At 74.7% G+C, this 11932-nt stretch carries 9 protein-coding genes; 4 read left to right on the plus strand and 5 right to left on the minus strand.

The features are described from left to right. Window positions 1-52: 52 nt before the first annotated feature. Together ACI78V_RS00075 and ACI78V_RS00080 are read right to left on the minus strand one after the other, a co-directional pair. On the minus strand, window positions 53-610 hold the full coding sequence (locus tag ACI78V_RS00075) for a PH domain-containing protein (RefSeq protein ID WP_456847745.1): 558 nt from the start codon (window positions 608-610) through the stop codon (window positions 53-55). A gap of 31 nt (window positions 611-641) precedes the next feature. Then, window positions 642-1481: a biotin--[acetyl-CoA-carboxylase] ligase gene (locus tag ACI78V_RS00080; RefSeq protein WP_456847746.1), complete on the minus strand. Its 840-nt coding sequence runs from the start codon at window positions 1479-1481 to the stop codon at window positions 642-644. Between the two features lie 70 nt (window positions 1482-1551). Here ACI78V_RS00080 and ACI78V_RS00085 point away from each other — a divergent pair, with 70 nt between their 5' ends. The 4 genes from ACI78V_RS00085 to ACI78V_RS00100 all read left to right on the plus strand — a co-directional run bounded on the left by ACI78V_RS00085 (window position 1552) and on the right by ACI78V_RS00100 (window position 5910). Continuing rightward, window positions 1552-3180, plus strand: coding sequence for an acyl-CoA carboxylase subunit beta (locus tag ACI78V_RS00085; RefSeq protein WP_456847747.1), 1629 nt, complete (start codon window positions 1552-1554; stop codon window positions 3178-3180). Then, window positions 3177-3416 carry an acyl-CoA carboxylase subunit epsilon gene (locus ACI78V_RS00090; protein WP_456847748.1) on the plus strand — a complete coding sequence of 80 codons (240 nt, stop codon included), beginning with the start codon at window positions 3177-3179 and terminating at the stop codon, window positions 3414-3416. The genes ACI78V_RS00085 and ACI78V_RS00090 overlap by 4 nt, the downstream gene beginning before the upstream one ends. A 73-nt stretch (window positions 3417-3489) precedes the next feature. Next, entirely contained in the window at window positions 3490-4098 is a 609-nt protein-coding gene (locus tag ACI78V_RS00095; RefSeq protein ID WP_456847749.1) for a Maf family protein, read from the plus strand. 51 nt (window positions 4099-4149) lie between these two features. After that, window positions 4150-5910, plus strand: a complete 1761-nt coding sequence (locus ACI78V_RS00100) for an acetyl/propionyl/methylcrotonyl-CoA carboxylase subunit alpha (protein ID WP_456847750.1) — start codon at window positions 4150-4152, stop codon at window positions 5908-5910. 64 nt (window positions 5911-5974) lie between these two features. Here ACI78V_RS00100 and ACI78V_RS00105 read toward each other — a convergent pair whose 3' ends face one another. The 3 genes from ACI78V_RS00105 to ACI78V_RS00115 all read right to left on the minus strand — a co-directional run bounded on the left by ACI78V_RS00105 (window position 5975) and on the right by ACI78V_RS00115 (window position 11860). Further along, window positions 5975-8428 carry a hypothetical protein gene (locus tag ACI78V_RS00105; protein WP_456847751.1) on the minus strand — a complete coding sequence of 818 codons (2454 nt, stop codon included), beginning with the start codon at window positions 8426-8428 and terminating at the stop codon, window positions 5975-5977. A 98-nt stretch (window positions 8429-8526) separates the two neighbouring features. Further along, on the minus strand, window positions 8527-10233 hold the full coding sequence (locus tag ACI78V_RS00110; RefSeq protein WP_456847752.1) for a reprolysin-like metallopeptidase: 1707 nt from the start codon (window positions 10231-10233) through the stop codon (window positions 8527-8529). Window positions 10234-10456: 223 nt separating this feature from the next. Beyond that, complete coding sequence (locus ACI78V_RS00115; RefSeq protein WP_456847753.1) at window positions 10457-11860, minus strand: NAD(P)H-quinone dehydrogenase; 1404 nt, start codon at window positions 11858-11860, stop codon at window positions 10457-10459. Between the last annotated feature and the right edge of the window lie 72 nt (window positions 11861-11932).

The raw sequence follows: 11932 nt of genomic DNA on the forward strand, positions 1-11932 counted from the left end.
CAGAACCGCCCAGGCGCGCCGTGACGGAACCGTCACACCGCGCCGCGGCCGGTCAGAACCGGGCCGTCGGGTACGGGCTCTCCCAGCCGTTCACGTAGGCCGCCGACTCCTGCACCCGGCGGTCGGCGTCCTCCTCGATCATGTGGTTGAGCAGTTGCTGCACCCCGTCGCTGTCGGGGATCTGCCGCAGCACCGTGGCACCGCCGTCGCCGACCGTCTCGATGGTCAGCGTGCCGGAGCCGATCAGCCGCTCCCACAACGTCTGCCGGTAGGAGACGTCGGCGATGCGGGACAGCCCGATGTCGCGGCCCCGGCGTGCGAGGACACCCTCGCGGAAGAGCAGCCGGTGGGTCGTGATCACGTAGTGGGTGGTCCGCCACCGCAGCAGCGGCACCAGCACGGACCACGTCAGCAGGACCAGCGCGATGCCCGCGACCACCATCCGCACCACGCCCTGCCGGCTCCCCTCGGGGACGAGCGCGGCGCCGAAGGAGGCCGTGCCCACCACGAGCAGGAACGCCACGACCGGCCAGGAGATCGTCAGCCAGTGCGGGTGCAGGTGCCGGACGACCTCTTCGTCGTCGGCCAGCAGCTTGTCCGGGTAGGGCACCCGAGCAGGATGACGCAGCGGAGTCGGAGCGTCACAGTTCTCCGGCGTGTGTCCGCACGTGTCGCACGTCACCGCTGGCCAGCTCCAGTCGCCCACCCGTCGTCCGGACGACGAGCCGGCCGTCCCAGTCCACCGCCTCGGCCACGCCGTCCACGGTGGAGCCGTCGGGCAGGGTGACCACGACCGGCGTCCCGACCGTGGCGCACCACGCCAGGTAGTCGCGGGCCAGGCCCGTGCCGACCGGGTCCCCCAGGGCCTGCACCCAGGACAGGTAGCGGCGCTCGAACCCCCGCAGGAACCGCAGCAGCACCTCCCCCCGGTCGACCGGCGCCCCGGCGGCCAGGGCGAGGGAGGTGCCGCCTTCGGGCAGCTCGTCGGCGCGGGTGGAGACGTTGAGCCCCACCCCGACGACCACCGCGCCGGACGCCACCTCGGCCAGGATGCCGGCGAGCTTGGCGCCGTCGGCGGCGAGCAGGTCGTTGGGCCACTTCAGCGACGCCCGGACGCCGGGCACGTCGGCGACGGCCTCGGCGAGCGCGACGCCGGTCAGCAGCGGCAGCCAGCCCCGCCGCGCGGCGGGGACGTCGGGGCGCAGGAGGAGGGAGACGGTGAGGCCCGCGCGGGGCGGTGAGGCCCAGGTGCGGTCCAGGCGCCCGCGGCCGGTGGCCTGGTACTCGGCGACCAGCACGGTGCCCTCGGGGGCCTCCTGCGCTGCGGCGGCCGCGAGGACGGCGTTGGTGGAGCCCACCTCCTCCACGACCTCCAGCGAGCGCCACAGGGCGCTGCCGGCGGTGAGCGCGGACGCCACCCGGTCCGCGTCGAGGGGCGGCCGGTCCGGGTCGACCGAGCGGGACGGCGTCGGTTCGGGCACTCCCCTACGCTACGGAACTCGTGAGCGAGCATCGCAGCGAGCGACCGAGCCGGCGTCGGAGCGGATCGCGGTGAGCGCGGCCGAACTGGAGAGCGCCGGCGAGCACGTGTCCGGCGACGTCGACATCCACACGACCGCGGGCAAGATCGCGGACTTCGAGCGGCGCGTGCAGGAGGCCACGCACGCGGGCTCGGCGCGCGCGGTGGACAAGCAGCACGCCGCCGGGAAGATGACCGCGCGGGAGCGGATCGAGGCGCTGCTGGACCCGGGCTCGTTCACCGAGCTCGACGAGTTCGCCCGCCACCGGTCCACCAACTTCGGCATGGAGGCCAGGCGGCCCTTCGGCGACGGCGTGGTCACCGGCCACGGCACGGTCGACGGCCGGCCGGTGTGCGTGTTCTCCCAGGACGTCACCGTCTTCGGCGGCAGCCTCGGGGAGGTCTACGGCGAGAAGATCACCAAGGTGCTCGACCTGGCCATGCGCAACGGCTGCCCGGTCATCGGCATCAACGAGGGCGGCGGCGCGCGGATCCAGGAGGGCGTGGTCTCCCTCGGTCTCTACGGCGAGATCTTCCGGCGCAACGTGCACGCCTCGGGCGTCATCCCGCAGATCTCCCTGGTGATGGGCGCCGCGGCCGGCGGGCACGTCTACTCCCCCGCGCTGACCGACTTCATCGTGATGGTCGACGAGACCAGTCAGATGTTCATCACCGGCCCCGACGTGGTGAAGACCGTCACCGGCGAGGACGTCACCCTCGAGGAGCTCGGCGGCGCCCGCACGCACAACACCAAGTCCGGCGTCGCGCACTACCTGGCCGAGGACGAGAACGACGCGCTGGACTACGTCAAGGCGCTGCTGTCCTACCTGCCGAGCAACAACCTCGACCCGCTGCCGGTGGTGGAGCTGCCGCCGGTCGACGTCACCGTCCCCGACGGCGTCACCGACGACGACCTCGAGCTCGACACGTTCGTCCCGGACTCGCCGAACACGCCCTACGACATGCACACCGTCATCGAGCACGTCCTCGACGACGGGGAGTTCCTCGAGGTGCAGGCGCTGTTCGCGCCCAACATCGTCACCGGCTTCGGCCGGGTCGAGGGCCGGCCGGTGGGCGTGGTGGCCAACCAGCCCACCCAGTTCGCCGGCACGCTCGACATCGACGCCAGCGAGAAGGCCGCCCGGTTCGTGCGCACCTGCGACGCGTTCAACATCCCGGTGCTGACCTTCGTCGACGTCCCCGGCTTCCTCCCCGGTACCTCGCAGGAGTGGGAGGGGATCATCCGGCGTGGCGCGAAGCTCATCTACGCCTACGCCGAGGCCACCGTCCCCAAGATCACGGTGATCACCCGCAAGGCCTACGGCGGCGCCTACGACGTCATGGGCTCCAAGCACCTGGGCGCGGACCTCAACCTGGCCTGGCCGACGGCCCAGATCGCCGTCATGGGCGCCCAGGGTGCGGTCGGCATCCTCTACCGCAAGGAGCTGGCCGAGGCCGAGGACCCCGAGACCCGCCGCGCCGAGCTCATCACCGAGTACGAGGACGCGCTGCTGAGCCCGTACATCGCGGCCGACCGTGGGTACGTGGACATGGTGATCCGGCCGTCGCACACCCGCGTGCAGGTCACCCGCGCGCTGCGCCTGCTGGCCAACAAGCGCCAGACCCTCCCGCCCAAGAAGCACGGGAACATCCCGCTGTGACACCGTCGTCCTCCGGCCCCCACTCCTCCGACCGGACTCCGCTCCTGCGGGTGGTGAGGGGCCGGCCCACCGGCGAGGAGCTGGCCGCGCTCACCGTCGTGGTGGCGGCCCTGGCCCAGCCGCGCGACCGGCGCAGGCCGGCACCGGTCGGGGCGTGGGCGGCGGCCGGCGATGCCCACCGCACCGCGCTGCGCCCCGGTCCCGGCGGCTGGCGGGCATCGGGCAGGTTCGCGTGAGCGCGTGTGGGCGGGCCCGCGCCCGGGCAGCAGCGCGGCGGGGGCAGCGGACGAGCCTCACAGAGGAGCACGCATGAGTGTCGACCGTCGGTTGGTGCTGGCATCGGCGTCCCCCGCACGGCTGGCGCTGCTGCGCCAGGCCGGCCTGAGCCCGGAGGTCGTCGTCAGCGACGTCGACGAGACCACCGTGCGGGCGCCGCGGGTGGGCGAGCAGGTGGCCCTGCTGGCCGCGGCCAAGGCCACGGCCGTGGCCAGGCAGGAGAGCGACGCCCTGGTCATCGGGGCCGACTCGCTGCTGGAGTTCCGCGGTCGGCCCATGGGCAAGCCCAGCGACGTCCAGGAGGCCCGCGACCGCTGGCAGCGGATGAGCGGGAAGAGCGGCGTCCTGCACACCGGCCAGGCGCTGTTCGACGTCCAGGACGGTCAGGTGGTCGGCCGCGACGTCGCCGTCGTCTCGACGGTGGTGCACTTCGCCGACCCGACCCCGCAGGAGATCGAGGCCTACCTGGCCACCGGCGAGCCCCTCGCCGTGGCCGGCGCCTTCACCCTCGACGGGCTCGGTGCGCCGTTCGTCCGCCGGGTGGACGGCGACCCCGCCGCCGTCGTCGGGCTCTCGCTGGCCACGCTGCGCACGCAGCTGGCCAAGCGCGGGCTGGCGATCACCGACCTCTGGCGCCGCTGAACCCCGTTCGCGCAGCCAGCCCCACAGAGTCCGAACCCGAGGAGAACAACGGTGCAGAAGGTCCTGATCGCCAACCGCGGTGAGATCGCGGTGCGCGTCGCCCGCGCCTGCAAGGACGCCGGGCTGACCAGCGTCGCCGTCTACGCCGAACCCGACCGCGACGCCCTGCACGTGCGGGTCGCCGACGAGGCGTTCGCCCTCGGGGGGACGACGCCCGGCGACTCCTACCTGGTGATCGACAAGATCCTCGACGCCGCGAAGCAGTCCGGCGCCGACGCGATCCACCCCGGGTACGGCTTCCTGTCGGAGAACGCCGACTTCGCCCAGGCGGTGATCGACGCCGGGCTGACCTGGATCGGCCCCTCCCCCGAGGCGATCGTCGCGCTCGGCGACAAGGTGCAGGCCCGGCACATCGCGATGAAGGCCGGCGCCCCGCTGGTGCCCGGCACCAAGGACCCGGTGGGTGGCGCCGACGAGGTGGTCGCCTTCGCCGAGGAGCACGGGCTGCCGGTCGCGATCAAGGCGGCGTTCGGCGGCGGTGGGCGCGGGCTGAAGGTCGCCCGCACCATCGAGGAGATCCCGCACCTGTTCGACTCCGCCGTGCGCGAGGCGGTGTCGGCCTTCGGCCGCGGTGAGTGCTTCGTGGAGCGGTTCCTGGACAAGCCGCGGCACGTCGAGGCGCAGGTGCTGGCCGACACGCACGGCACCGTCGTCGTGGTCGGCACCCGCGACTGCTCGCTGCAGCGGCGCAACCAGAAGCTGGTGGAGGAGGCGCCCGCGCCGTTCCTCACCGACGAGCAGCGCGAGCGCATCCACTCCTCGGCCAAGGCGATCTGCGCGGAGGCCGGCTACCACGGGGCCGGCACCGTCGAGTACCTGGTCGGCGCCGACGGCTCGATCTCCTTCCTCGAGGTCAACACCCGGCTGCAGGTCGAGCACCCGGTCAGCGAGGAGACCAGCGGCATCGACCTGGTCCGCCAGCAGTTCCGGATCGCCGAGGGGCTGCCGCTGGAGTTCACCGAGGACCCCACCCCGCGCGGTCACAGCATCGAGTTCCGCATCAATGCCGAGGACGCCGGGCGCAACTTCATGCCCGCCCCCGGCCCGGTGCAGCGCCTGGAGATCCCCCAGGGCCCCGGCGTGCGCTGGGACTCGGGGGTCGAGACCGGCGGCGAGGTGGCCGGCGCGTTCGACTCGATGCTGGCCAAGCTGATCGTGACCGGCGCGACCCGCACCGAGGCGCTGCAGCGGGCCCGCCGCGCGCTGGACGAGCTGGTCGTCGAGGGCATGCCGACGGTGATCCCGTTCCACCGCGCCGTCGTCCGCGACCAGGCGTTCACCAGCGAGCCGTTCACGGTGCACACCCGCTGGATCGAGACCGAGTGGGACAACCAGGTCCAGCCGTACTCGGCCGCACCGGCCGGGCAGGAGGAGGCCGAGCCGCGCCAGACCGTCGTCGTCGAGGTCGGCGGGCGGCGGCTGGAGGTGTCCCTGCCCGCGGGCCTGGCCGCCGGCGGCGGTGCGCCCGCCGCGGGCGGGGGCGCCAAGCCCCGCCGCCGCGGGCACGGCCACGGCGGGTCGGCGGCGTCCGGTGACTCACTGACCAGCCCGATGCAGGGCACGATCGTCAAGGTCGCGGTCGAGGAGGGTGCCACCGTGGCCGCCGGCGACCTGGTCGTCGTCCTCGAGGCGATGAAGATGGAGCAGCCGATCGCCGCCCACAAGGCCGGCGTGGTCAAGGACCTCGCGGCCGAGGTGGGCGCCTCGGTGACCAGCGGAGCGGTCATCTGCACCATCGCCGACGCCGAGTAGCGCCGGGGACGACGGAGGGCCTGCCACACGTGCGTGGCAGGCCCTCCGTCCTCCCGGGCTCCGGTCAGGGACTGGTGAGCGTGCCGCCCTGGAAGCCCTGGGAGCACCCGCGCGCCGTGCACCGGGGCTCGGTCATCGGGTAGCCGAGCGGCCCGCGCTCCCAGCCCTGGGTCGCCCAGCGGTCCCGGATGCCGCCGGACACCACGCGGGCACCCGTGGCGCTGCTGTAGAACACCGATCCGCCCTGGAAGTGCTGGAAGCAGCCGCCGGCGGCCAACCCGCAGGTCGTGTCGGTGACCGGGTAGCCCAGCCCGCCCCACTCCCAGCCCTGCGCGGCCCACTTGTCGCCGATGGCGCCGAGCGTCGCGTGCGCGCCGGTGGCCGCCGACCAGTAGACGGAGCCGTACTGGAAGAGCTGCAGGCAGCCGCCGTCCCTGGCACCGCAGGTGGCGTCCGACACCGGGTAGCCGAGGATCCCGCGCTCCCAGCCGACCGCCGCCCACCGGTCCCGGATCACTCCGTTGACGATCCGTACGCCGCCGGTCGGGCTGGCGAACACCGAGCCGCCCTCGAAGTGCTGGAAGCAGCCCCCACCGGCCAGCCCGCACGTGGTGTCGGTGACGGGGTAGCCGAGCCCGCCCCACTCCCAGCCCTGCCGGGCCCACAGTTGCCATATCCCGCCGATGACCGCGTGCGCGCCGGTGCGGGCCGACCAGTACACGACCCCGTACTGGAAGGGCTGGAAGCAGCCGCCGTCCCGGGTGCCGCACGTCTGACCGGCCACCGGGTAGCCGACGAACCCGCGTTCCCAGCCGGTCGCCGCCCACCGGTCGCGGATGGCCCCGTCGATGACGTGGGCGCCGGTCTGCAGCGTGTAGAAGACCGATCCGCCCTGGAAGTGCTGGAAGCAGCCGCCCGAGGCCAGCCCGCAGGTGGTGTCGGTGACCGGGTAGCCCAGCTTCCCCCACTCCCAGCCCTGGCCGGCCCAGAGCTCCCAGATGGCCTTGCGGACGATGTGGGCGCCGGTGGCCGGTGAGTAGTAGATGACGCCGAACTCGTAGGTGCGGAAGCAGCCGCCGTCCCGGGCGCCGCACTTCTCTGGCGCGGTGGGGGCACCGAGCGGGCCACGGCTGCCCCCGGAGGTGGCGTACGCGGTGTTGATCGGGGTCCCGGGGGTGATCCGCACGGTCGCGGAGGCGGGCGAGGCGCTCTCGACGCGGACCACGTGGTTGGCGACGGTCAGGGTCACCGGCCGGCCGACCGGGAGCGCCTCCTGCAGATCGGCCTCCCAGCCCGCGCGGGCCGAGGGGGTCCCGTCGAGGAGGACCGTGCCGTCCACCGCCCGTGCCTCCTGGCGGCGGACCAGGACGCCCTGGTCGAGGGTGGGCCGCCGGGTCGTGGTGCCGAGCCAGGCATCGCGGCCGGCGGCCGATCGGTACTCCAGCCAGTGAACGGCGCCGTCGGGGCCGGTGAGCCGCACGGCACGTGTCCCCGTGGGTGAGGAGATCGGCGCGAGGGTGACCACGACCTCCGGCCCGGGCCACGAGACCGTCGTCTGCTCCTCCGCGGGGACCAGCCCGATCGTCCCGGCCTGCGCCGCGCTCAGTGAGCCGAGCTGCTCCCAGGACACGCCCATGACGTCGTACCAGTCGTAGTAGGGCACCGTCGCGCAGATCCCGACGTCCACTGCGCCGTCGCACTGCAGCAGGTTGGCGTGGCCGAGGCCGAAGTTGTGGCCGAATTCGTGCGCGAGCACGGAGACGTCCCTCGAGCGGACGTACATCATGCCGCCGCTGCTCGGTGACCGGCCGATCTGCGCGAGCCCGTACGCGCAGGTTGGTGAGTCGTTGCCCGTGGGCGGGAGGTAGAGCGCGAGGTGCTTACCGGGGCCGGCCTGGAAGCCGACCTCCCGGGCGACGTCCGCCCAGAGCGCGGTGGGGTCGCCGCACCCGAGGGTCGTCTTCGTCCAGGGGTGGGTCTGGGTGACGCCGATCCGGATGGTGCCGCCGCTCTGCTCCTCCCAGAACGCCGACACCGACTCGTTGACGGCGGTTGCGATCTGCTCCGGCGTCGTCCCGTCCGGCACGGTGCCGGGTACCTGGACCGGCACGACGGTCACCTGGTTGGTGTAGGGCTGCGTGGCCGCTGCGGTCGGCGGCGGGGCCGGCTCCTCGACGACCTCGGCCGCCAGGACCTCCCGCGCGGGCTCCAGCCCCTCGGCGGCCTGGGCGTCCTCGACCTCGTCGCCGACGGTCACCTCGACGGTCGCCCCGAGCGCGACGTCAGCCACCTGCTCGGTGGGCACGCGGACGGTCTCGCCGTCGTCGGTCTCGACCCAGCTGACGACGGCGTCCTCCGCGTGCGCGACGGCGTCCTCGTGGTCCTCGTGCTCGGTCACGGCCTGGACCAGCTCGCCGACGATGCGGTGGCCGGCCGGTTCCTCCGCGGCCGCGGGGACGGCGCTGACGACGACGGGGAGGACGGCGATCGATGCGGCGCCCAGGACGAGCAGGCGCACGGCGGGACGGCGGGAAGGGGGCACGGGGCGCACTCCAAGCAGGTGGGGGCTGCTCCCTCCATCGGCGTACCGACGGCGGAACTGGACGACCGAGGGGATCAGCGGTGGGCGCGGGCCCTCCGGACCCCTGCCCAGGCCCCGGCGGCGGTGGCCGCGAGGCCGAGGCCGGCCAGCAGCGGCGTGGCCCACCCGGGCACCGACGAGGTGTAGGTGGCCGTCTGCAGGGCCGCGACGGTGCGACGGGGACCCTCGTCGGCCGGTGCGTGGGCGGCGTCCGGGCCGGTGGCCGGGGCGGCGGCCGGGACGGCGTCCGGTCCGGCTCCGGGGGCGGTGTCCGGTCCGGCTCCGGGGGCGGTTGCCGGCGCCCGGACCGGCGGTGCCGGTGCGGCGGTGCGGCCGTCGGCGGGCGCGGCGGCGAGCACCGCGGGGGTGTCGGGCGGCGCCGGGGCCGGCGTCGCGGGGACCGCGCGGGCGGTCGTGGTGACCGTGACCGTCGCGGCACCGGCGGTCAGGCCGGTGACGGTGACGGTGACGTCCCCGTCGGAGAGGGACACCGGCACGCCGGCCGGCAGGGCGGCCTGCAGGTCGCCGGTCCACGACCCGGCGGCCGTGGGCGTGCCGTCGAGCAGCAGCGAGGTGTCGGGCATCGCGCCGGTGCGGTGCAGCAGCACCCCGGTCTGCAGCCGGAAGCGGTTCTCCGCGGTCTCGAGCCAGGCGTCCCGGCCCGTGGCCGCCCGGTACTCCAGCCAGTAGGTCGCGCCCTCCGGGTCGGCGATCCGGACGGCCCGGGTGCCGGTGCGGCCGGCGAGCGGGGCGAGGGTGACCGTCGTCGTCGCGCCGTCCGCGGGCAGGGCCACGTGGGCCGAGCCGGGCAGCACGCCGAGGGCCGCCGCCTGTGGGGCGTTGAGGGCACCCAGGCGGCTCCAGGAGGCGCCCATGACGTCGTAGTAGTCGCGGTAGGGGGCCGTTCGGCAGCTGCCGCCCTCGACGGCGCCGTCGCACTGGTGCCCCGAGGAGTGGCCCAGGCCGAAGTTGTGCCCGAGCTCGTGGGCGATGACCGAGGGCAGGAGGTCGCGGACGTAGACCCGGCCCCCGGCTCCCGGACCCGCGCCGACCTCGCCCATCGCGTAGGCGCAGTGGGTGCCGGCCGAGTCGGCCAGGTACAGCAGCAGGTGCCGCCCCGGACCGTCCTGGAAACCGACCGCGGCGGCGACCTGGTTCCACAGCACCGTCGGCGAGGAGCAGTCGACGGTCGCCTGGATCCACCCGGGGGCGGCCGCGGTGACGCCCAGGCGGATGCCGCCGCCGGTCTGCTCGGACCAGAAGGCGGCGACCTCGTCGTCGACGACGTCCACCAGCTGCTCCACCGAGGTGGCGTCCGCGTGCCCGCCGGGCGGCAGCACCCGCACCACGGTGACCTCGTTGGTGAGCGACCCGGTCCGCGCGCCGTCGGCCGCGGGGGTGGGCTGCAGGAGGGCGGCGTCCAGCAGGTCGCGGGCGGGCTCGACGCCGTCCTGCGCGGTGCCGGTCAGCTGCCCGCCGACGGTGACCTCGACGGTCGCGCCCACGGGGAGCCCCTCGGCGGCCTCGGTGGGGATCCGCACGGCCTCGCCGTCGGCCCCCTCGACCCAGGTCAGCGGTGCGTGGTCGGCGTCGTGTCCGGCGGGGGCGTGCTCGGCCGGTCCGGCCTCGGCCCAGGTCTGCACCAGCTCGCCGACGACGGTCTGCGCCGGGCCGGCGGCCGGCTCGTCGGCCCGCGCGGCCGCGGGCGGCAGCGCCAGCGAGACGACGACCGCGGTCGCCACGCCGGCCAGCGCCCGGAGCGGGCGGCGGCGGGGGGCGGGGGGCCTCCGGGCGGGGTGCATCCCCCCAGCCATCGGCGGTCGCTGCCCCTGTCGGCACCGGATCGGGGGAATCCAGTCGAACGCCCCGTCACATCAGGCACGCCCGCCGCGGGTCCCCCTGCGGCCCCACCGGCCCCGTCCCGGTGGCCCCACGGGCCTCCGCCGTCCCGGCCGGTCGGGTGCGTTACGCCAGCGCGTCGGCGCCCATCAGCCGGCGGCCCGCCTCGGTGATCGACCCCGACAGCGACGGGTAGATCGCGAAGGTGTGCGCGAGGTCGGTGACCGTCAGGCCCTTGGTGACGGCGAGGGCGATCGGCAGGATCAGCTCCGAGGCCCCGGGCGCCACCACCACACCGCCGACGACGACGCCGGTGGCCTGGCGGGCGAAGAGCTTGACGAAGCCGTCGCGCAGGTCGGCCATCTTGGCGCGCGCGTTGGTCGCCAGCGGCAGCCGGACGACGTCGATGTCGGCGCCCTCGGGCAGCGTCTTCTCCTGCACCCCGACGGTGGCGATCTCCGGGTGGGTGAAGACGTTGGCCGCGACCGTCTTGAGCCGGATGGGCGTGACCGCCTCGCCGAGGGCGTGCCACATGGCGATCCGGCCCTGCATCGCCGCGACCGAGGCCAGCTGGAACACCCCGGTGACGTCACCTGCGGCGTAGATGCCCGCCACGTTGGTGCGCGAGACGCGGTCGACGACGACGTGCCCGGAGGAGGCCAGCTCCACCCCGCACTCCTCCAGCTTCAGCCCGGCGGTGTTCGGCACGGTGCCCACGGTCATCAGCGCGTGCGAGCCCTCGACGGTGCGCCCGTCGGTCAGCTCGACCGAGACCCCCTTCTCGGTGCGCCGCACGCCGGCGGCCCGGCCACGCTCCAGCCGGCCGCCGCGGGACTGGAAGACCTCCTCGAGCACCTCGGCGGCATCGGAGTCCTCCCCCGGCAGCACCCGGTCGCGGGAGGAGACCAGCGTGACCGGGACGCCGGCCTCCAGGTAGCCGGAGGCGAACTCCGCCCCGGTGACACCGGAGCCGACGACGACCAGGTGCTCGGGCATCTCCTGCAGGTCGTAGACGTCGCGCCAGTCGAGGATCCGCTCGTGGTCGGGCTCGGCACCCGGCAGCACGCGGGGGTCGGCGCCGGTGGCGATCAGGACGACGTCCGCCTCGAGGGTGTCGGTGGCGGTCCCCTCGGCGTCCACGAGCTCGACCCTGTGCTCGGCCAGACCGCGGACCTCGTCGGCCATCCGCGCCTGACCGGCGACGACGCGCACGCCCTCGCCCTCCAGGCGCGCCTTGATGTCGGCCGACTGGGCGACGGCCAGCCCCTTGACCCGCTGGTTCACCGCGGGGAGGTGGATGCCGACGGCGCCGAGTTCGGCGCCCTGCACGCCGAGGGCGAGGGAGTCGCGGACGTTGGTCATCGCGCCGGCGGAGGCGATGAAGGTCTTCGAGGGCACGCAGTCGGTGAGCACGCTGGCCCCGCCGACGCCGTCCCGCTCGATGACGGTGACCTCGGCACCGAGGGATGCGGCGACCAGCGCGGCCTCGTAGCCGGCGGGGCCGCCGCCGATGATCACGATGCGGGTCATGGGGGTCCTTGTCGGTGCGGTGCGGACACGTGCGGAGGCCCATTCTCCCCGCCGCGGGGACAGCGTCGTCCA

Source organism: Geodermatophilus sp. SYSU D00742 (assembly GCF_054049935.1).

Coding starts and splice junctions, on each gene's coding strand:
- ACI78V_RS00115 (WP_456847753.1), bottom strand. CDS start 11,860: ATGACCCGCATCGTGATCATCGGCGGCGGCCCCGCCGGCTACGAGGCC.
- ACI78V_RS00095 (WP_456847749.1), top strand. CDS start 3,490: ATGAGTGTCGACCGTCGGTTGGTGCTGGCATCGGCGTCCCCCGCACGG.